This is a genomic window from Kitasatospora phosalacinea, assembly GCF_000716545.1.
GTDB lineage: Bacteria > Actinomycetota > Actinomycetes > Streptomycetales > Streptomycetaceae > Kitasatospora > Kitasatospora phosalacinea.
In genome coordinates this window covers 13810-33587 of record NZ_JNWZ01000077.1, presented here as the reverse complement: position 1 = coordinate 33587, position 19778 = coordinate 13810, and the positions used below count along the sequence as shown (strand labels likewise).

Sequence of the window (19778 nt, the reverse complement as noted above, 5' to 3'; positions counted from 1 at the left end):
CGTCAGATGTGTATAAGAGACAGCTCCAGCCCCCAGCCCCCACCCCCCTCCTGGACGTCGAACTCTGCGGCGGCCGCTGGGACGGACACCTCAAGCGGGTCCGCTCCGGCGCGCCGCCGCCGTCGTTGCGGACGGTGCTGCGCGCCGAACCCCCCCGGCCCGGCGCGCGGCGGGCAGTGGCCGACCACCAGCGTGTACCGCTTCGACCTGGACGGGCCGCGGCCGTGCTACCGCCACTCGCACGACGAGTGACCGGTCCGGGCCCCGCCGCTCACCCCCGGCCGATGTACGGCATCGCGGTGGCCATCACGGTCGCGAACTGCACGTTCGCCTCCAGCGGCAGCTCCGCCATGTGCCGCACCGTCCGGGCCACGTCCGCGACGTCCATGGTCGGCTCGGGCGCGGTCCGGCCGTCCGCCTGCCGCACTCCCGCGCCCATCGCCGCCGTCATGTCGGTGGCCGCGTTGCCGATGTCGATCTGCCCGCAGGCGATCCGGTACGGGCGGCCCTCCAGCGACAGGGCGCGGGTCAGGCCGGTGACGGCGTGCTTGGTCGCGGTGTAGGCGACCGCGTGCGGGCGCGGGACGTGGGCCGAGACCGAGCCGTTGTTGACGATCCGTCCGCCCCGCGGCTCCTGCTCCTTCATCCGGCGGAAGGCGGCCCGCGCGCACAGGAACGCGCCGGTCAGGTTGAGGTTGACCACGGCCCGCCAGTCGGCCGCCGTCACCTCCTCCACCGGGGCCGGGCGGCCGAACGTCCCGGCGTTGTTGAACAGCAGGTCGATCCGGCCGAAGTGCCCGGCCGCGGCGTCGAACAGCGCCTCCACCTGCGCCTCGTCGGTGACGTCGGCGGGCACCGCCAGCACCCGGTCCGGCCCGAGCCCGGCGGCGGTCTCCGCCAGCGGGGCGGCCCGGCGGCCGGCCAGCACCAGCCGCCAGCCGGCCGAGGCGAGTTCGCGGGCGACGGCGCGGCCGACGCCGCTGCCCGCGCCGGTGATCACGGCAACCTGCTGGGACACGCGCACACTCCTCGGGGTGATTTCCGGGTCCGGAGCCCCCATGATCGCCGGGCCGGGGCGCCGCGTCAGCAGGAGGAACGTCCAATCCACCGCCGCGAGTCACGGCCCCGGGGCGCCGCCGACCCCCGCCGACCGGCCGGAACCACCCCCGCCGACCGGCGGGTCGTGGGCCCTGCCGCAACCGGTCCGGGGGACGGCACGTCATAGGATCACGGGAGGTCCGGACCGGCGCAGCGCGCCCGGCCGGGGCCGCACCCGGGGTGTGCCGGTGGAAGTGTCGCGGCCGTCCCGACACTCACTGACCAGGGCCTGTACCCGGCTGCCGGGCCGGCCCCCCGCCCGGAGAGACACCACAGTGCTGCCGCAGCCCCGCTCCGCCGTCCGTCGCCCGTGGGCCGCCGCCGCCCTGCTCGCCCTCGCCGTCCCGCTCACCGCCTGTGGCGGTTCCGGCGGCGCGGGCGACGCCCGGGCGGCGATCTCCACCGACCGCGGCCCCGCGGCGGCCTCCGCCCCGGCGAGCAGCGCGCCGCCGCCGAAGCCGTCCAAGGTGCTGATGCCGACCGGCCCGGCCGCCCAGTTCTCCAAGGTCCGCGACACCGAGGCCGGCCCGATCATGATGACCACCCTGCACGGCGCCAAGTCCGGGGTCAGCGGGAAGGTCTGGATCTGGCTGCCCCCGCAGTACGACGACCCGAAGTACGCGAAGACCGGTTTCCCGGTGCTGACCCTGTACGCGGGCGGGCAGAGCGCCGGCTACAACACCTGGACCGACAACCAGCTGCCGATCCAGGAGGTCGACCAGCAGCTGGTCGAGCAGGGCAGGGCCCACCCGTTCATCATGATCATGCCGGTGCAGAACCTGGACTCCAACGAGGCCAAGGCGCTGGAGTGCGCCGACATCCCCGGCCAGCCGAAGATCGGCACCTGGATGGCCGAGGACATCCCGGACTTCGTGCGCGCCAACTTCCGCACCGTCAAGGGCCGCGACGGCTGGTCCGTGATGGGCGCCTCCACCGGCGCGTTCTGCAGCGCCAAGCTGGCCCTCCAGCACCCCGACGTGTTCAAGGCGGCGGTGCCGATCGACGGCTACTGGAACCCGGACTCGCCGCTGTGGAAGGGCCACGAGCAGGAGCGCCTGGCCAACAGCCCCGACCAGCTGATCGGCGCCGGCACCGCGGACGTGCGGATGCTGGCCACCGCGGGCGGCGCCAACGCGTACGAGACCAAGCTGGTGAAGAACTGGGTGGCCAAGGCCAAGGCCCCCACCACGGTCGAGTACTACGAGCAGCCCGGCGGCAAGCACCTCACCTCGGACTTCAAGAAGATGATCCCGAACGCGCTGGAGTGGCTGACCGCCAACACCGCCGGGCCGGAGTCCGACTGAGCCCGGACCACCGCCCGCGGACGAAGGCGAAGCCTCGTCGAGAACCGCCACGGGACGCCTGGAAAACGCCCTGACCTGCACATCAATCGGTCGTTCATTCGCCCCTGATGGAGTGTGGCCACCCTGGAGCCGTGGACCGGAGAACTGGACCGGGGCGCCGCACCGCGGCCCCCGCTCCGGCCAGCCCCAGACCGTCGTGAAGAGAGCGCCATGTCCCGTCACCTGCTGCCCGTCGGCCCCGCGACCACCCCCGCCCAGCGTGGGAACGGCCCTGCCGTCCGGCAGGGCGGGGCGCCCGCCGCCCCGGCGGCCGAACTCCTGCCGTTCGCCGGACTGCGCCTGGTGCACGCCGCCGTCCGGCGCGACCTCGCCCGCATCCCGCAGGCGCTGCGCCTGCTCCAGCCCGAGGACCGCGAGTCGGCCGGGGCGCTCAAGCGGCACTGGGACTTCGTCACCGCCATGATCACCTGCCACCACGAGCAGCAGGACACCCGGCTGTGGCCGGTGCTGCGCCGCTTCGCGCCCGAGCTGCGGCTGCTGCTCAACTGGCTGGAGTCCGACCACCACAACCTCGACCAGTGCTTCACCCGCACCACCACCCTGGTCGGCATCGCCACCCGTGACCCGGCCAGCGCCTGGTCGGTCTCGTACGCGGTCGAGGAGCTGGCCGCCCGGGTGGAGACCCACCTGCGGATCGAGGAGCGCCAGCTGCTGCCCCGGATGGAGGGCGTCTTCCAGCCCGGCTCCCGGATCGGCACCCTGCCCGAACTGCTCGACCTGCTGCGCTTCGCCGACGGCCCGTCCGCGTCCGACGCCCTGGTGTGGCTGCTGGAGGGCGTCGACCCGGCGCAGATCGACCGGCTGCTCGCCGACTGCGACGACGAGACGGTGCGGCACTGGCCGCACTGGCGCGACACCTACGCCCGCTGCACCGACCGGCTGTGGGGGCCGGCCGGGCAGTGAGCGCCGCCCCGGAGCCGCCCGGGGCGTGAGCAGCACGACCCGGGCCGAATGTCCCGGCGGGACTGATGTCCCGCCGGGACATTTCCGGTAGTACGGTGGGGGCCATGAGCACCGACCAGCCGGCGCCGCCGGACGCACCGCAGGCCGCGACCGGCGCGGGCGCCGGGGCCGCGACCGGCCCGGGCGTCCCCGGGCAGGGCGGTTCCGCCGCGGGCGAGGCCGGGCGGCGCGACCGCAAGGCCCGCCGCACCCGCGAGGCGATGGCCGCCGCCGCACTGCGCCTCACCCTGGCGCACGGCCTCGCCGCCCTCGCCGTCGAGGACGTCGCGGACGCCGCCGACGTCTCCCGGCGCACCTTCAGCCGGCACTTCGCCTCCCGCGAGGACGCCGTGCTGGACTGCCTGCGCGCCGACTTCGCCCGGATCAACGAGGCGCTGGCCGCCCGGCCCGCCGCCGAACCGCCGGTCGCCGCGTACCGGGCCGCCGTCACCACCTGGCTGCACGACCCCGACCCCGAGCACCCCGCCTGGCACCGCCGCCCCGGCATGCGCGACCTGTTCGTGCTGATCGACGAGGAACCCGCGCTGACCGCCGCGTTCCGGCGGATCTCGGTCGCCGAGGAGGAGCGCTCGATCCGGCTGGTCGCCGCCCGGCTCGGCCTGCACCCGGAGACCGACCTGCGCCCCGCCGTCGCCGTCGGCCTCGGCGTGGCCGCCCTGCACGCCGCCACCCGCACCTGGGTGCGCGACCCCGCGGGCGACCTGCCCACCCTGCTCGACCGCGCCTTCGACCTGGTGCCGCAGCAGGCGGCCTTCGCCCCGCCGCGGCTCCCCCCGTCCCGAGGAGGGCCGGGGGAGCCGCTCCCCGACGGGCGCAGGCCGCCCGACGCGGCACCGGCCGCGACCGATCCCCCGAGCTGACCGACCGTCGGCCCGCGGTACGAACAAGCACCACCGCGCCCACCCCTTCGCGCGGAGTACGAGAGGAACCACCCATGACCACCCAGGAGTTCGCCGGCCGCACCGCCCTCGTCACCGGAGGCGCCTCCGGCATCGGACTGGCGACCGCCACCCTGCTCGCCGAGCGCGGCGCGAACGTCGCCGTCGCCGACTACGACCTGGACGGCGCCCGCGCGGCCGTCGCCGCCATCGAGGCCACCGGCGCGAAGGCGCTGGCCGTGCGGCTCGACGTCACCGACCCGGACTCGGTCGAGGCCGCCGTCCGGGCCGCCGTCGAGGGCCTCGGCCCGCTCAGCCTCGCCGTCAACAACGCGGGCATCGGCGGCCCGGCCGCCCCCACCGGCGAGTACGACCTGGAGGCGTGGCGCCGGGTGCTGGCCACCAACCTGGACGGCGTCTTCTACTCGCTGCGCTACGAACTGCCGGAGATCCTGGCGGCCGGCGGCGGCTCGGTCGTCAACATGGCCTCCATCCTCGGCACCAACGGCTTCGCCGGCTCGCCCGCGTACGTCGCCGCCAAGCACGGCGTCGTCGGCCTCACCAAGACCGCCGCGATCGAGTACGCCCCGCAGGGCGTGCGGGTCAACGCGGTGGGCCCCGGCTTCATCGACACCCCGCTGCTCAAGGACACCGACCCGGCCGGTCGCGACCTGCTGATCTCGCTGCACCCCGCCGGACGGCTCGGCCGCGCCGAGGAGGTCGCCGAGCTGACCGCCTTCCTGCTGTCCGACCGGGCGTCCTTCGTCACCGGCAGCTACCACCTGGTCGACGGCGGCTACGCCGCCCGCTGATCCACCGGCAGGGGGGCCTGTTTCCCCGGGGGGTCCGCGCGCGAAGGAGCGTCGAACATGAAGGCAGTCCAGTACCGCACCGTCGGCGGCCACCCCGAGGTGGTCACCGTCCCCGACCCCGAACCCGGCCCCGGGCAGGTCCTGCTGAAGGTCACCGCCGCGGGCGTCTGCCACTCCGACATCGCGGTGATGAGCTGGCCGGCCGAGCAGCTGCCCTTCCCGCTGCCGCTGACCCTCGGCCACGAGGGCGTCGGCACCATCGCCGCGCTCGGCGCCGGCGTGGCCGGCTTCACCGAAGGCGAATCGGTCGCCGTGTACGGTCCGTGGGGCTGCGGCAGCTGCGCCAAGTGCGCCGAGGGCAAGGAGAACTACTGCCTGCGCGCGGGCGACCTCGGCATCATGCCGCCCGGACTGGGCGCGCCCGGCGCGATGGCCGAGTACATGGTGGTCGACGACCCGCGGCACCTCGTCCCGCTCGGCGACCTCGACCCGGTGCGCACCGTTCCGCTCACCGACGCCGGGCTGACGCCGTACCACGCGATCAAGCGCTCGCTGCCCAAGCTCGCCCCCGGCTCCACGGCGGTGGTGATCGGCACCGGCGGCCTCGGGCACGTCGCGATCCAGCTGCTGCGGGCGATGACCGCGGCCCGGGTGATCGCGCTCGACGTCACCGAGGAGAAGCTCGCGCTGGCCCGCACCGTCGGCGCGCACGAGGCGGTGCTCTCGAACGACGCGGCGGCCGGCAAGGTGCGCGAACTCACCGCCGGGCTGGGCGCGCAGGCCGTCTTCGACTTCGTCGGCGCCCCGCCCACCACGGCCCTGGCCGGCCGGCTGGCCGCCGTGGAGGGCGACGTCACCATCGTCGGCATCGGCGGCGGCACCCTGGAGGTCGGCTTCGGGGTCCTGCCCTACGAGGTCTCCGTCTCCTCCCCCTACTGGGGCAGCCGCTCCGAGCTGATCGAGGTCCTCGACCTGGCCCGGGTCGGCGCGGTCGACGTGCACGTCGAGACGTACGGCATCGACGAGGCGCCGCTCGCCTACGAGCGGCTGCACGCGGGCAAGATCAACGGCCGGGCGGTGATCCTGCCCCACGGCTGACGCCGGCGCGGCGTCCGGGCGGCGCCGACGGCCCCCGCCTCCGGGCGGGGGCCGCCGGCGGTGTCGTGAGACCGGCGAGGCCGGGAGCCGTCGCACCCGCCGCCTACACTCGGCCGCATGGAGACCTACATCGCCTTCCTGCGGGCGGTCAACGTCGGCGGCCGCACCGTGAAGATGGACCGGTTGCGGGAGCTGTTCACGGGGCTGGGCCTGGAGGGCGTGCGGACGTACATCCAGAGCGGGAACGTCTTCTTCCGCACCGCCGAGACCGACCGGGCGGCGCTGGCCGCCCGGATCGAGGCGGGCCTGGAGGCGGGGCTCGGGTACCGGGTGCCGGTGATGCTCCGCACGGTCGAGGAGGTCGAGGCGCTGCTCGCGCTCGACCCGTTCGCGGTGGTGGAGCCCGCCGAGGACAAGCGGCTGTGCGTGCTGTTCCTGTCCGAGCCGCTGCCGCCGGAGGTCACGGCGGCGCTGCCGGTCGCCTCGCCGAAGGGCGACTGGGAGATGATCGGTGCCACCGCGGACGCGGCGTTCGTGGTGATGCACGTGCGCAACGGCCGGCTGAACGGCAACCCGGCCACCGCGTTCCCCAAGTCGTACCGGGGGCAGGCGACTTCGCGCTTCTTCCACACCACGGCGAAGATCGCGGCGGCGGCCCGCAAGGGCTGAGGGGGCCGGGGGCGGCCGGCCGGTCCGGTCAACTCCCTTCGCTGCGGGCCGATTCGGCGAGCCGTTCGGCCAACGCCGCGACCATTCCCCGCAGTTCGGCGGGGTGCTCGATCGTGAACGGTCGGTCCAGGGCCGCCAACGCGCCCGGTACCCAGTCGAGTTCGGCGACCCGCAGCTCGACGTCGGACCAGCCGTCGGCGTCCGGTCCTTCGACCAGGGCCAGGCCCGCCGGGAGGTGCGCGCGGATCCGGGCGGCCTCCGCCCGGATCCGCAGTCGGACGTGGTGGCGGTGCGGGGCGGTGGCCAGGGCGCGCAGGACGCGCTCGGCGGGATCCGGACCGGCCGGGGCGGCGAAGGTGCCCGGCAGCGGGCGGGGCGCGGCCAGCCGGTCGAGGCGGAACAGGCGCTCGGCGCGGGCGCCGGTGTCCAGCCCGGTCAGGTACCAGCGGCCCGCGTGCAGCACCAACCCGTACGGCTGGACGTCCCGTTCACCGCTGCGGCCGTCCGCGGAGGTGTAGCGGAAGGCGAGCGGACGGCGGTGGCGCACCGCGTCGGCGACGGTCAGCAGCGACTCCGGGTCGGGCGCGGGCGGTGCGGCCCCCGGAGCGCCGGGCGCGGGCCCGGCCGTGAAGGCCAGCGCCTCCCACAGGGCGTCCAGGCGGTGGACGACCCGGCGGGGCAGGACCCGGCGGAGCTTCGCGGCGGCCGTCCCGCTCGCGGTGGCGGAGGTGGCGGCCATCCCGGCCCGCTCGGCGGCGGCCAGGCCGAACAGGACGGCCAGCGCCTCCTCCTCGGTGAGCATCAGCGGCGGCATCCGGTGCCCCGGCGCGAGCCGGTAGCCGCCGTAGCGGCCGCGCACCGACTCCACCGGCAGGTCGAGGTCGACCAGCTGGGCGACGTACCGGCGGACGGTGCGCTCGTCCACCTCCAGCCGTTCGGCCAGCTCCGCGACGGTGCGGACGCCGCCGGACTGCAGCAGCTCCAGCAGGGTGAGGACACGGGCCACGGGTCGGGTCATACCGCTGATCCTCCTCCCGGTACCGGGCGGATTCCGTCCGGTATCACCTCTAGCGTCGGACCGACCGCCCCGGAACGCGACCCCGGAACACCCACCGGACGTCGCGCCGGAACACCGCACGGGAGCCCCGCGTGAACCTCGTCTCCGTCCGCCTGATCACCGCCGACGTCGACCGCCTGGTCGCGTTCTACGAGCGCGCCACCGGCCTGAGCGCCGTCCGGGCCACTCCGGACTTCGCCGAACTCCGAACCCCGGCCGGTACGTTGGCGATCGGCAGCGTCCGCACCGTGCCGCTGTTCGCGCCGGGTTCGGCCGAGCCGGCCGCGAACCGCAGCGCGATCGTCGAGTTCCTGGTCGAGGACGTCGACCTGCTGCACCGCCGACTCGCCGACAGCGGCGCGGAGTTCGTCAGCGGGCCGGCCACCCTGCCGTGGGGCAACCGGTCGCTGCTGCTCCGCGACCCGGACGGCACCCTGGTCAACTTCTTCACGCCGGTGACGCCGGAAGCCCGCTCCAGGCAGGGCGTCTGACCGGCCGACAGGAAACCGGGGCCGGGCTACGGCTGCTGCAGCGTGCGCAGCCACACCAGCAGCAGCGCGGTCTCCGCCTCGCCCAGCGGTGTGCCGCGCTGCCGCAGCTGGGCCTCCAACTGGCGGGCGGCTCCGGCGAGTCGGTCCTCCTCGGCGGCGGGCGCGGCGGCCGACTCGTCCAGGCAGGCGGCGAAGACCGCGTCCCGGACGCGGGTGGGCAGCGCGGGATCGGAGAACCGCTCCGGCTGGGAGAGCAGACTGAGGGTGACGCCGACGTTGGCCGCCAGGATCGCCTGCGCGGCCTCCTCGACGGGGATCCGCAGCGCGCCGGCCGCCGCGCACCGCTCCAGGGTCCGCTTCAGCAACTCGAAGATCCGGGCGGCGGGTTCGGGCACCTCGGGCAGCACCGGCGAGAACATCAGCCGGTACAGCGCCCGGTTGGACAGCGCGAAGTCCGTGTGGTCGTCCCAGCCCGCGCGCAGGTCGGCGACCGGGTCGTCGGTGACGGCCAGCCGCTGCTTGCGGCCGATGTAGCGCTCGAAGCCGTGCGCGACCAGGGCGGTCAGCAGGCCGTTCTTGTCGCCGAACAGTCGGTACAGGACGGGCTGCTTGACGCCGACGGCCTCGCACACGGCGCGGGTCGAGACGTCGTTGTCGGGGGACTCGGCGAGCAGGTCCTCGGCGGCTTCGAGCATCCGGGAGCGCAGGTCGCCCGTCCCCCGGGGGGTGGTGCCGGTGGTGGCGTCGCTCATGGCCTGTTCCTTGCCTGTTCTTCGGTCCCGCGCTGCCCGGCCAGCGTAGTGGAGGCCGGCGCCGGGCCGGGGCGGCGCAGCCCCGGCCCGGCGCGGCACGGCGCGGCCCGGTTACTCGGCGGGGGCGGGGGCGGGGGCAGGGGTGGGGTCGGAGCCGGTCCCGTTGACCATGGCGGCGGTCAGGACGTGGCCGCCGATGCCCCAGCCGCCGTCGGCGACCTCCTCGACCAGGACCATGGTGTTCTGCCGGGCGCGTTCGCCGTAGACCTCGGCGTACAGGTCGGTGACGCGGTCGACGATCAGCTGCTTCTGCGCCGGGGCCAGGGTGCCGGCGGGAACCTTGAAGTTGGCGAAAGGCACGGTGTTCTCCTCGTACGGGCGGAACGGGACGGGACGGGACGGGGTGAGGCGGGACGGAGCGGGGAGGGCCGGGACGGGCCGGGTCAGACGATGCCGCCGTTGCTGCGGATGTTCTGGCCGTTGATCCAGCGGCCGGCCGGGCCGGCCAGGAAGGCGGCCAGTTCGGCGATGTCCTCCGGGGCGCCCAGGCGCTCCAGCGGGGGCTGGGCGGCCAGCCGGTCGATGGCGGCCTGGTCCTTGCCGTCCAGGAACATCGGGGTGGCGGTGGGGCCGGGGGCGATCGTGTTGACCGTGACGTCCCGGCCGCGCAGTTCGCGGGCCAGCACCAGGGTCAGCGCCTCGACCGCGCCCTTGCTGGCCGCGTACGCCCCGTAGTTCGGGAACTGGAGTCCGACCACCGAGGTGGAGAAGTTGATCAGCGCTCCGCCCCGGCGCAGTCGGCGGGCGGCCTGCTGGGCGACCACGAAGGTGCCGCGGACGTTGACCCGCTGCACCTCGTCGAAGTCGGCCAGGTCGAGTTCGGCGATCGGCGCCAGGCGCATGACGCCCGCGGTGTGGACGACCACGTCCAGCCCGCCGAACTCGGCCTCGACCAGGTCGAACGCGGCGGCCACGGCCCGCTCGTCCGCGATGTCGGCGCCGACCGCCAGCGCCCGGCCGCCGGCTCCGACGACCTCCGCGACCAGGGCCTCGGCCTTGTCCTTGCTGCCGGAGTAGTGGACGGCGACGGGGTACCCGGCGCGGGCGAGCTGCCGGACCACGGCCCGGCCGATGCCGCCGGAACCGCCGGTGACCAGGGCGACCCGGGACTGTGCGTCGGTGGTGGGCATGGCGGAACCTCTTTCGTTTCGACGATCAGGCTCTTGCGTTATCAACGATAACAGAGTCTTGGATCGTTGATACGAGGATTCTGTTGTCAGTGAAACGGAAGTATCGGTCGCCGGGCCTGCCGGGCCTGTCGGCGCTTCCCCCGGCTCACCAGGCCCCGCTGATCGGCCCTCGGTCGCCCGCCGGATCCGCGCCGTCCGCCCCGCCCAGCTCGGTCGCGATCCGGTCCAGCAGGGGGAGGGCCCGGGCCAGCAGGAGCTGCTCGGACTCGTCCAGGCTCGCGGTGAGCGCCCGGGCGAGCAGGCCCACCCGCTGCCGCCGGTCGGCCTCGATCGCGTTCCGGCCGCGCGGGGTCAGGGTCAGCACCTTCTTGCGGGCGTCGTCCGGGTGCGGCCCGGCGGTCAGGTGGCCGGCCTCGGTGAGCTCCTTGACCGTGGCGGCCATGGTCTGGTGCCGCACGCCACGGCTCGCCGCCAGCTCCGCGGTGGTCATCGGGCCCTGCCGGTCGAGCAGATCCAGCACCGTCGCCGGGATGGGGGCGAGCCGGTCGTGCGGCCGACCGGCCCGGACCAGGCCGCTGATCGCCGTCCGCAGTTCGGCCGCGAGTCGCTCGGCCGCGAGCTGCTCCGTCGCGGGCCGCCCGGCGCCCGGCTGCTCGGGTCGGGGCGCGTCGGTCGGAGCGGGGGTTGAGGTGGGGGGTGCCATGCGGTCACGTTACCAGTTGCACAGCCTTGCCTGTACAGTCCACACTGCACAGGCAAACCTGTACATCTTCGCGGATCCGCCGAAAGGACTCCCGATGCGGCTGACCAAGCACGCCCACGCCTGCGTGACGTTCACCAAGGACGGCACCCGGATGGTCGTCGACCCCGGCGCCTTCACGCCCGACGCCGCGCAGGCGGTGGCCGGTGCGGCGGTGGTGCTGATCACCCACGAGCACTTCGACCACTTCGACGAGGAACTGATCGGCGCGGCCCTGGAGACCCGCCCCGAGCTGCGGGTCTACGGCCCCGCCGCCGTGGTCGAGCGGTGGACGACGGCCCGGCGCGGCCAGGTGACGGCCGTCGCCGCGGGGGACGAGTTCACCGCCGCCGGCTTCGACGTCACCGTCCACGGCGACCTGCACGCCGCCATCCACCGCGACATTCCGCGCGTCGCCAACCTCGGCTACCTGGTCGACGGGCGGGTCTACCACCCGGGCGACGCCTACCACGTGCCCGAGGCCCCGGTCGGCACGCTGCTGCTGCCCGCCGCCGGCCCGTGGACCAAGACCGGCGAGGCCGCCGACTACGTCCGGGCGGTCGCCCCCGGGCGGCTGGTGCAGATCCACGAGGCGATGCTCAGCGAGATCGGGCAGCAGTCCATGGCCCGCCTGCTCGGCCCCGGCATGCTCACCGAGGTCCAACTGGAGATCGTGCCGCCCGGCGACAGCATCGAGGTCTAGGGGCGCGCCGGGCGACCCCCGCCCGGCACGGTCGGGCGGCCTCAGTGCGGGAAGGCCCGGGGCGGGCGCTGCCGGGGCAGCGAGTCCTGGAAGCGGCCGATGGCGGAGGCGACCTGCCCGAGCAGCACGGTGTGCTCCAGCCGGTCCAGGTAGAGGTTGCGGGCGGCCAGGGCTTCGACCGTGACGCCGAAGTACAGGGTCATCAGCGGGTTGATGAACAGCGTGCTGTCGCCGGTGCGTTCGGTGAAGCGGACGTCGCCGAACTCGCCGCGCAGCGCGGCGGCGATCGAGCCCTGCACGATGCTCGGGTGTTCGGGGCACTCGTCGCGGGCGCGGGCCACGGCGTCCAGGTAGAGGGCGGCTTCGGGGGAGTCGGCGGGGACGGAGAAGGCGCCGAGGTAGCCGCCGTCGCGGTGCAGCGCGGCCAGGTTCTCCAGCACCAGGGCGTGGTTGACGCCGTGGTAGGCGTCGATGCCGAACCCGAGCGAGGCGACCAGGCGCTGCGGCACGTCCGCGAGCCCGGCGACCGCCGCCAGCGAGGCCATGTCCTCCTCGGGGGTGCCGAGTCCGGCCTCGTCGCCGCGCAGCAGGATGTCGGTGCCGCCGTCCACCAGCAGGATCGCGTCGATCCCGAGCAGGTCGACCAGCGCCCGGTAGGCGGCCCGCAGCGGCTGCACCCCGGTCGGCGGGAACGCCCAGACAGTGTCCGGCAGTTGGTGGTCGCGCAGCCAGCGGGCCAGTGAGCGTTCGGGGAAGTACCGGTCGGCGGACCGGACGTCCGGGGTGATCCGGGCCAGCTCGGGGGCCTCCCAGACGTCCAGGCCCAGGCCGTGCAGACTGCTGAACGAGGAGTTGGCGAAGTGCACTTCGCGCCCGGCGGCCCGCAGCGCGAGCGCGATCGGCAGGCCCGCGTACACGTCGAACCCGCCGCCCGCGCCGGCGACCAGGATCCGTTCCGCGCCCAGCAGTCGGGTGAGCAGCGGGGGCTGCAGGAGACTCGTCACCGGCGGAATGTAGCAGCCGGCCCGGACGGGGCGCCGGAACTCCCGGGGCTCGCCCCGGCCGTCAGTGGCGGTGGGCAGAGTGCCCGGCATGTTCGAGGGACTTGACGAGATCGACTGGTCGGCGATGCACCACGCCTACGGCAGCGCCGAGGAGGTGCCCGACCTGCTGCGCCGGATCGCCTCCGCCGAGGAGGAGACGCGCGGCCGCGCGCTGAGCAGGTTCTACGGCGCCGTGCACCACCAGGGCGACGTGTACCGGTGCACGGCCGCGGCCCTGCCGTTCCTGTTCGAGCTGGCGCGGGACACCACCGCGCCGGGGCGGTCGCGGCCGACCCGGACGAGGTGCTGCCGCTGCTGCTGCCCGGGCTGGACGAGGACGGCGGACCGTTCCGCGCCCACGACCTCGACGACGTCGCGGACCTGCTCGGGGCGATCGGCCCCGCGGCCGCCGCCGCCCTGCCGCGCCTGCGGGAGCACGCGGTGGGCCTGGGCTGGACGGCCGTGCACTACGCGGCCGCGCTCTGGGCGGTCGGCGGCGAGGGCGAAGCACCGGCGGTGCTGGACGTCCTGCTCCCGGCCTGGGAGGCGAACGTCCGCACCGACCGCGTCGTCCTGCCCTGCCTGGAGCGGATGGGCCCCGCCGTCGCCCCGGCCGCCCGCTCCGCCGTCCCGCTGCTGCGGGCCTGGCCGGCGCGGCCCGGACGCGGCGGCCTGTTCAGCCGGATCGACCGGGACGAGGAACTGCGGCGCGTCTGCCGGGCCGTCCTCGCCGGGCTCGGCGAGGACACCGCGCCGGACGCCTCGGGCACGCCGGCCGCCTGGCGGGCCGCGTAGGGCCGGACCGGGCCGGGCGGCCGGGGCGGGTCAGTGCGCGATGACGTCCTTCAGCGCGTCCGGCGTGCGCCCGATGACGGTGTAGCCGTCGTCCGCGGTGATGATCGGCCGCTGGATCAGCTCGGGGTGCGCGGCCATCGCCTCCACCCAGCGGGCCCGGTCGGCCTCCTCGCGGCCCCAGGAGCGCAGGCCCAGCTCCTTGGCCACCGCCTCGTCCAGCCGGGCCACGTCCCACGGTTCGAGGCCCAACCGGCCCAGCACCTCGGTGAGTTCGGCGGCGGTGGGCGGGTCGTCCAGGTAGCGGCGGACGGTGTACTCCACGCCGGCCGCGTCGAGTTCGCCCAGGGCGGTGCGGCACTTGCTGCACTGCGGGTTGATCCAGATCTCCATGGCCGACCAGCGTACCCAGCCGCCCGCCCGCCGGGCGGGAGCGGCCGCCGGATCCGGGGCGGGCGCCGTGTGCGAGGCCGTGGACATCGTCGACGAACCGCCGGGGCCGGCGGGCGCCCCGCCCGGACGGTGACGCGGCTCACGGCCCGCCCCCCGTCCGGCCGGAACGGGCCGAAGGTCCCGAACCGTCGGGACCTTGGCTGGCGGTGACCGGCCCGGCCGGCACGCGACGATGGTGAGGAGAGCAGTACCCGTCCCGGCCGTCGAGGAGGCCAGCATGGCAGCGCCGCCCGCCGCCGCCGACCAGCACCGTCCCGTACCCAGGCCCGGGGCCGCGCCCGAGTCCGCGACGCCCGCGACGCCCGCGACGCCCGAGTCCGCGACGCCGGAGCCCGCGACGCCCGCGCCCGCCGGGCCGACGGGCGCGGGCGGGGCCGCGGGGGCCCGCTGGGAGGCCGCGATGGCGGCTGCGCTGCGCACCCCCACCTGGGTGCGGCTGCTGCCGGTGCTGCTGCTGGTCGCCGACCTGCTGATGGAGTGGTCCATCCCCAGCTCCGTCGCGGCGGGCTTCCTGCTCACCGTGGTCCCCGTGGTGGTCGCCTTCAGCGGCGGCCCCGGGCTGGTGGCCGGCTCCACCGCCGTCACCGTCGGCCTACAGGCCCTGCTCGCGCTGCGGGCCGGCCACCTCACCGAGCAGCACCACCTGTGGACGTACCTGGCCACCGCGCTGGCCGGCGCGATGGGCGCCGGACTCGCCGTGCAGCGCCGCCGGCAGGCCCGCGACCTGGTCCGGATGCGGGCCGTCGCCGACACCCTCCAGCACACCGTGCTGCGCCCCGTCCCCGCCCGCGCCGGGGGCCTGCGCGCCGCCGGCCTCTACCACCCCGCGGAGGCGGACGTCGGCATCGGCGGCGACCTGTACGAGGTGTGCGAGACCAGGTACGGCACCCGGATCCTGCTGGGCGACGTCCGCGGCAAGGGCCTGGACGCCGTCCGCACCGTCGCGGACGTGATCGGCGCGTTCCGGGTCGCCGCCCACGAGACCGCCGAACTGGGCGAACTCGCCGACAAGCTGGACCGGCACGTGCGCCGCACCGCCGAGCGGGACGGCGACCGCGAGCTGTTCGTCACCGCGGTGCTGGTCCAGCACCGCCCCGGCGCGGACCGGATCGACCTGGTCAACCGGGGCCACCTCGCCCCGCTGCTGCTCGCCCCGGGCAGCGTCGGCACCGCCGCCTGCCCCGAGGACCTCCCGCTGGGCCTGGGCCACCTCGCCGGCCCCGCCGGACCGCCCGCCACCGTCCCGCTGCCGCCCGGCCGCACCCTGCTGCTGCACACCGACGGGCTCACCGAGGCCCGCGACCGCACCGGCGCGTTCTACCCGCTCGCCGCCCGCCTCGCGACCCTGCCCGCCACCGGCCCGGACGCCGTCGTCGCCTTCCTCGACCGGGACGTCCGCCGCCACGCCGGCTCCCTGACCGACGACGTGGCGGTACTGGCCTTCGCCACCGCCTGAGCCGGCCGCCGGATCCGCCGGCCCCGCCCGCCCAGCCGCTCCGCCGGGCCCCCGCACGGGCCCGGGCCGACCGGCGCTACGCGCCGTTGGTGACCGAGTTCTGGATCGCGCCGGCGGTCATCTGGTGATCGGTCAGCACCTGGTCGTAGGTGCCGTCGGTGATCAGCCGGTTCATCGCCCGCATCAGCGCGTCGCGCAGCTGCTGGTCGTCCTTGCGCAGCGCGATGCCGAACGGCCGGGGCTGCAGCTGCGGCCCGCCCATCTCGAAGGCCGCGCCGTTGCTGACGGTCTGCGCCGCGTACGCGGCCTTCGGGTAGTCGGTGATGAAGGCGTCCGCCGCGCCCTTGAGGTTCTCGATCGCGGCGTTGTCGCTGTCCGTCTCCATCACGGTCAGCGGGTGCCCGTCGCGCGCGCAGACCGGCTGCTGGCGCAGCACCAGGTCGTCGTGGGTGGTGCCCTTCTTGACGGTGACGGCGTGCCCGCACAGCTCCTCGACGCTGGTGATGTGCTTCGGGTTGCCCTTGTCGACGGCGATGCCGATGCCCGCCATGAAGTAGTCCACGAAGTCCACGCCCGGGTTGACCTGCGTGCCGTCCTTGCCGATGCCCTGCTCGCGCTCCCGGGTGTCGGTGATCCCGGACATCGCGACGTCGTACTTGCCCTCCAGCAGGCCGGGCAGCACGTTCGCGAACGCCCCGGCGTCCTGGAACTCCAGCCTGATGCCCAGCAGTCCGCCGAGCTTCTCCGCCAGGTGCGGGTCCAGCCCGTCCGGCTCGTTGCGGCTGTTGCGGTACACCACCGGCGCGGCGGTGAACGAGGCGCCGACCGTCAGCACCCCCGCCTTGCGCACCCGCTCCGGCAGGAGCGAGCGCAGGTCCACCTGCTGGTGCGCGGAGTCCCCGCTGCCGATGACGCCGCAGCCGCTCGCCAGCAACGCCCCGCCTACGACGGCGGCGAGCGCGGCGCGCCCCCGCCCGGTCAACTGAACCATGGCCCGTCTCTTCCCCGTGGACGAAGCGGAACAGGACGAGCCCAGGGGCGACGGACGGCACGGCGGCACGCCGACGGAACGCGGCATGGCGGTACCGAGGAAGACCCTCGGCCGGCCGCCGTTCCGGCTAGATCGTCCCGACTATAGCCAGCATGGTCACGACAGCCTAACGCCACCCGCCCCTCACCCTCCGTCGGACGGGCTCCGGCGCCCGATCGGTCCGGTCGACCCGGATCTGTCCTGACGGCGCGTTATGTCCGCTACGCGGCGGTCGAATTGCCGGGAGGGGCGGGTGGCGGGGGTCAGGACCAGCCCGGGTCGCGGAAGGTCGGCATGGTGGCGGGGCCGCCGTCCGCGCCGGTCGGCAGCGGGCTGGGGGCCGGGCCGAACGGCTCGGTGCTGCCCGGGTCCGCCACCCAGGCGTCGGCCACCACCGTGACGTTGCCCGGCACGCCGATGGTGACCGTCACGCCGGTGCCGTCAGGGGCGGCGGCGGAGGCCTCGTCGGGGGAGTCCGCCTCGTGCACGGTGTAACCGAGGCCCGTCCAGTACGCCCGGACCTGCTCCAGCAGCCGGGGCCGGTTGGCGGCGGCGATCTCGGTCAGCACGTACCGGCGCAGGGTCAGCTGGGCGGTGCCGTCGTCGTCGCGGGCGGCGTTCTCGTGCGGCACGGCCCGGAACGCGTCGTCGGCGTACCGCACCGCGGGGGTGAGCGCCCCGGTGGTGCCGTCCACCAGCTGCTGCAGCCGGGCCCGGGCGGTGTCCAGCGCGACCACCCGCCGGTCGGCCGCGCCGCCGCCCCCGGACGAGCCGCAGCCCGCCGCGCCGAGCCCCAGCACCAGCACCGCCACGACGCCCGCTATTCGCAGCCTCATCCGCGTTCCTCTCCGCACGGCCGTCCCGTTCCTTCCGGACCCTAGTACCGGTCCGGGCGACCTTCTCGTCCGCCGGACGAGCCCCGGCGCGGGCCTAGACCGACCAGAACGGGTCCTGCCGCCGGGGCACGGTGTCCATCACCCCGTCCGGCCCGATCGGCACCGTGCTGGCACCGCCGAACGGGTACGAGGTGCCGGGCGCGGAGAGCCCGTCCACGCGGGCCAGCAGCGTGCCGTTGCCCGCGAAGCCGATCCGGAACTCGGCCGTCCCCTGCGGGGACTTCGCCCGCAGCACGGGCAGCACCGGGTCGTCCTCGCCCTCCACCGCCCAGCCGCGCTCCCGCCAGGCCCGCCCGAGCTGGGCCAGCAGTTCGGGGTAGCGGTGTTCGGCCACCCGGGTCAGCAGGTAGCGCCGCTTCTCCAGGTGCGCGGTGCCGTCCGGCTCCCGGGTGAACGCGTGCTCGTGCGCGACCGCGACGTACGGGCCGTCCGCCCAGACCGCCGGGGGGGTGAGCGCGGCGGGGGCGGAGTCCAGCAGCTCGTCCAGCGCGGACCGGGCCGCGAGCAGGTCGGGCGCCAGGTCGTCGTTCATCGGTACTCCTGTCCGGACACCCGGTCGCCGTGGCCGGAGACGATCAAGCCCATGTTGCGCAGCGAGTGCCCGTCCCGGCCGTCGCCCTGGTTCCAGTAGTCGGAGTGCGAGTCGAAGCCCAGCGGCCCGTCCGCGACGTCGAAGCGGTGCGCCCCGAACTCGCGGCTGGCCGGGTCCTGGCCGAACCACAGCTCGTTCGGGTCGCCGCCGCCGGCGATCTTGTCGCCGAGGAACCCGCCGGCCACCGCGCCCAGCGGCCCGGCCAGCACGCCGCCGATGCCCGCGCCGATGCCGACGCCGGCGGCCTCGTCGTGGCTGGGCAGGTGTGAGACCGGGTCGTTCTGGGCCGCGCCGACCCACACGTGGTCCGCGCCGACGCCCAGCTGCGAGGCCTGCTGCGCGCCGGTGCCGGGCGAGCCGACCAGGATGACGTCGTCCGCCGGTATGCCGCCGGGGCGCTGCGCGGCCTGCCCGACGGTGAACGAGCCGTACGAGTGGCCCAGCGCGGTCAGGTGCGCGGGCTGCCCCTCGTGCGAGGCGCGCAGGCCCCGCAGGAAGCCCTGGTACGCCTCGCCGCCCTGCTTGGCCCGCTCGTCGTCGGCCACCGCGAACATGTCGGGGCCGATGCCCTTCATCTGCGGGGTGTCGTAGCCCAGCCAGGCGATCGAGGCGGTGGAGCGGCTCGGGTCGGTGTCGTGCGCGGCCTGCCACAGGTCGCGGGCCCGGTTGGCGTCGCCGCCGCCCATGTTCTTGACCTCGGTGTTCAGGCCGGGCACGTACGCCACCACGTCGTCCGCGGTGTCCGGGTTGCCGTAGGCGATGGCGGCCCGGCCCTGGCCCTGGTCGCCGATCACCATCAGGTAGGCGGGGGGCTGCTTGCCCTCCTCGTCGCGCAGCCGGCCCTGGATCGCCCGGAAGCCCTCCAGCTTCTTGCGGTCCCAGTCGGAGAGGTCCTGGCGGGAGGACAGGTCGGCGACCAGCCGGTCCAGGTTGATCCGGTTGGCCTGGTCGCGGGCGGGCGTCGGCATGCCGTCGCGGTTGCCGAGCTCCTGGGGGTACGCCCGGATCAGGCGCTGCTGCTCGTCCGGCGGGAGCGCCTTCCACCAGGCGTTGACCTCGGTCGGCGGGGCGTCCTGGCCGGGCATGCCGGCCCGCACCAGGTCCTCGGGGCCGCCGAACGGGTTGACCGCGTCCAGGACGGCGCTGTTGAGCCGCAGCGCGGCGGTGGCCGGGTCGAGTCCGGCGCCGGTGCGGGCGTCCTCGGTGTACTGGCGCAGGCGCTGCGCGGTGACCTGGTCGGCGTGCGCGGCCTCGGAGAGCGCGTCGGCGATCCGGTCGCGCAGGTCGGTGCCCTGCCGGGAGCGGTCCGGCGCGTCCGGGTCGTGGCGTTCGGCGGCGCTCGGCGGCGGCCAGGAGACGCCGCCGTCGTCGGCGACGGTGAAGCCGTGCGCGTCGGCGTCGGCGAGCGCGGCCCGGAGCTTGGCGCGGGCCAGCAGGAACGCCTCGGCGCCCTCCCGCAGGACGGGGGCGATCCGGGCCAGTTCCAGGTGCGCGGCGGTGAGCTTGCCGGTGGTGCGGGACAGCGACCGCTTGGCGCTGTCCGCGGCGGTCCCGGTCCAGCCGGAGGCGCTCACCCGGCCGTCGACGCCGCCGCGCCAGGTGTCGGCGTGGCCGGAGAACTCGGTGGCCAGCGCGGCGTACGCGTCGGCGGCGGTGAACAGCCGGTTCGGGTCCGCGTCGCGGAGCGTGGGGACGTCCATGC

23 protein-coding genes are annotated in these 19778 nt (G+C 75.4%); 11 read left to right on the top strand and 12 right to left on the bottom strand.

Annotation, left to right across the window (positions count from 1 at the left end; all coding sequences use genetic code 11):
* Window positions 1-271 precede the first annotated feature (271 nt).
* Window positions 272-1060 (bottom strand): SDR family oxidoreductase, encoded by a 789-nt coding sequence (locus OO48_RS29190; RefSeq protein ID WP_051733064.1) that lies wholly within the window; start codon window positions 1058-1060, stop codon window positions 272-274.
* 313 nt (window positions 1061-1373) lie between these two features.
* On the opposite strand from OO48_RS29190, the gene OO48_RS29185 reads away from it, so the two are divergent.
* The 6 genes from OO48_RS29185 to OO48_RS29160 all read left to right on the top strand — a co-directional run bounded on the left by OO48_RS29185 (window position 1374) and on the right by OO48_RS29160 (window position 6882).
* A complete protein-coding gene (locus OO48_RS29185) occupies window positions 1374-2402 on the top strand; it encodes an alpha/beta hydrolase (protein WP_033221674.1) in 1029 nt (342 codons plus the stop codon).
* A 210-nt stretch (window positions 2403-2612) separates the two neighbouring features.
* Window positions 2613-3365, top strand: coding sequence for a hemerythrin domain-containing protein (locus OO48_RS29180; RefSeq protein WP_033221672.1), 753 nt, complete (start codon window positions 2613-2615; stop codon window positions 3363-3365).
* A gap of 104 nt (window positions 3366-3469) precedes the next feature.
* Entirely contained in the window at window positions 3470-4285 is an 816-nt protein-coding gene (locus OO48_RS29175) for a TetR/AcrR family transcriptional regulator (protein ID WP_081952467.1), read from the top strand.
* A gap of 74 nt (window positions 4286-4359) precedes the next feature.
* Window positions 4360-5115: an SDR family NAD(P)-dependent oxidoreductase gene (locus tag OO48_RS29170; RefSeq protein WP_033221670.1), complete on the top strand. Its 756-nt coding sequence runs from the start codon at window positions 4360-4362 to the stop codon at window positions 5113-5115.
* 57 nt (window positions 5116-5172) lie between these two features.
* Window positions 5173-6213: an NAD(P)-dependent alcohol dehydrogenase gene (locus tag OO48_RS29165; RefSeq protein ID WP_033221668.1), complete on the top strand. Its 1041-nt coding sequence runs from the start codon at window positions 5173-5175 to the stop codon at window positions 6211-6213.
* A gap of 117 nt (window positions 6214-6330) precedes the next feature.
* The gene (locus OO48_RS29160; RefSeq protein WP_033221666.1) at window positions 6331-6882 is read left to right on the top strand and encodes a DUF1697 domain-containing protein; all 552 of its coding nucleotides are present in this window, start codon (window positions 6331-6333) and stop codon (window positions 6880-6882) included.
* A 28-nt stretch (window positions 6883-6910) separates the two neighbouring features.
* On the opposite strand, the gene OO48_RS29155 is transcribed toward OO48_RS29160, so the two are convergent.
* The gene (locus OO48_RS29155; protein WP_033221664.1) at window positions 6911-7900 is read right to left on the bottom strand and encodes a helix-turn-helix transcriptional regulator; all 990 of its coding nucleotides are present in this window, start codon (window positions 7898-7900) and stop codon (window positions 6911-6913) included.
* 131 nt (window positions 7901-8031) lie between these two features.
* Here OO48_RS29155 and OO48_RS29150 point away from each other — a divergent pair, with 131 nt between their 5' ends.
* A complete protein-coding gene (locus OO48_RS29150) occupies window positions 8032-8430 on the top strand; it encodes a VOC family protein (protein ID WP_033221662.1) in 399 nt (132 codons plus the stop codon).
* Between the two features lie 26 nt (window positions 8431-8456).
* Here the strand turns inward: OO48_RS29150 and OO48_RS29145 are convergent, their stop codons facing one another.
* From OO48_RS29145 to OO48_RS29130, 4 genes are all read right to left on the bottom strand, one after another.
* A complete protein-coding gene (locus OO48_RS29145; RefSeq protein ID WP_033221660.1) occupies window positions 8457-9182 on the bottom strand; it encodes a TetR/AcrR family transcriptional regulator in 726 nt (241 codons plus the stop codon).
* Between the two features lie 111 nt (window positions 9183-9293).
* Window positions 9294-9542 (bottom strand): 4-oxalocrotonate tautomerase family protein, encoded by a 249-nt coding sequence (locus tag OO48_RS29140; protein WP_033221658.1) that lies wholly within the window; start codon window positions 9540-9542, stop codon window positions 9294-9296.
* Window positions 9543-9625: 83 nt separating this feature from the next.
* Entirely contained in the window at window positions 9626-10372 is a 747-nt protein-coding gene (locus OO48_RS29135; protein WP_033221656.1) for an SDR family oxidoreductase, read from the bottom strand.
* A 145-nt stretch (window positions 10373-10517) separates the two neighbouring features.
* Window positions 10518-11075, bottom strand: coding sequence for a MarR family winged helix-turn-helix transcriptional regulator (locus tag OO48_RS29130; protein WP_081952466.1), 558 nt, complete (start codon window positions 11073-11075; stop codon window positions 10518-10520).
* Window positions 11076-11169: 94 nt separating this feature from the next.
* Between OO48_RS29130 and OO48_RS29125 the strand changes: the two genes are divergently transcribed.
* On the top strand, window positions 11170-11814 hold the full coding sequence (locus tag OO48_RS29125; RefSeq protein ID WP_033221654.1) for an MBL fold metallo-hydrolase: 645 nt from the start codon (window positions 11170-11172) through the stop codon (window positions 11812-11814).
* A gap of 41 nt (window positions 11815-11855) precedes the next feature.
* Here the strand turns inward: OO48_RS29125 and OO48_RS29120 are convergent, their stop codons facing one another.
* The gene (locus OO48_RS29120; RefSeq protein WP_033221685.1) at window positions 11856-12818 is read right to left on the bottom strand and encodes a DUF1152 domain-containing protein; all 963 of its coding nucleotides are present in this window, start codon (window positions 12816-12818) and stop codon (window positions 11856-11858) included.
* Between the two features lie 342 nt (window positions 12819-13160).
* Between OO48_RS29120 and OO48_RS29115 the strand changes: the two genes are divergently transcribed.
* Window positions 13161-13652 (top strand): hypothetical protein, encoded by a 492-nt coding sequence (locus OO48_RS29115; protein ID WP_033221650.1) that lies wholly within the window; start codon window positions 13161-13163, stop codon window positions 13650-13652.
* A gap of 30 nt (window positions 13653-13682) precedes the next feature.
* Here OO48_RS29115 and OO48_RS29110 read toward each other — a convergent pair whose 3' ends face one another.
* On the bottom strand, window positions 13683-14042 hold the full coding sequence (locus tag OO48_RS29110) for an arsenate reductase family protein (protein ID WP_033221648.1): 360 nt from the start codon (window positions 14040-14042) through the stop codon (window positions 13683-13685).
* Between OO48_RS29110 and OO48_RS40830 the strand changes: the two genes are divergently transcribed.
* Window positions 14041-14175: a hypothetical protein gene (locus tag OO48_RS40830; RefSeq protein ID WP_280842441.1), complete on the top strand. Its 135-nt coding sequence runs from the start codon at window positions 14041-14043 to the stop codon at window positions 14173-14175. The two genes, OO48_RS29110 and OO48_RS40830, sit on opposite strands and share 2 nt — an antisense overlap.
* A gap of 144 nt (window positions 14176-14319) precedes the next feature.
* Window positions 14320-15558: a PP2C family protein-serine/threonine phosphatase gene (locus tag OO48_RS29105; protein WP_157845566.1), complete on the top strand. Its 1239-nt coding sequence runs from the start codon at window positions 14320-14322 to the stop codon at window positions 15556-15558.
* A gap of 76 nt (window positions 15559-15634) precedes the next feature.
* Here the strand turns inward: OO48_RS29105 and OO48_RS29100 are convergent, their stop codons facing one another.
* The 4 genes from OO48_RS29100 to OO48_RS29085 form a co-directional block, all read right to left on the bottom strand.
* Complete coding sequence (locus OO48_RS29100) at window positions 15635-16549, bottom strand: ABC transporter substrate-binding protein (RefSeq protein WP_033221646.1); 915 nt, start codon at window positions 16547-16549, stop codon at window positions 15635-15637.
* A gap of 302 nt (window positions 16550-16851) precedes the next feature.
* Window positions 16852-17424, bottom strand: coding sequence for a hypothetical protein (locus OO48_RS29095; RefSeq protein WP_157845565.1), 573 nt, complete (start codon window positions 17422-17424; stop codon window positions 16852-16854).
* A 94-nt stretch (window positions 17425-17518) separates the two neighbouring features.
* Window positions 17519-18016: a hypothetical protein gene (locus tag OO48_RS29090; protein ID WP_033221644.1), complete on the bottom strand. Its 498-nt coding sequence runs from the start codon at window positions 18014-18016 to the stop codon at window positions 17519-17521.
* Window positions 18013-19776, bottom strand: a complete 1764-nt coding sequence (locus OO48_RS29085; RefSeq protein ID WP_051733062.1) for an alpha/beta hydrolase — start codon at window positions 19774-19776, stop codon at window positions 18013-18015. The genes OO48_RS29090 and OO48_RS29085 overlap by 4 nt, the downstream gene beginning before the upstream one ends.
* Window positions 19777-19778: the final 2 nt, after the last annotated feature.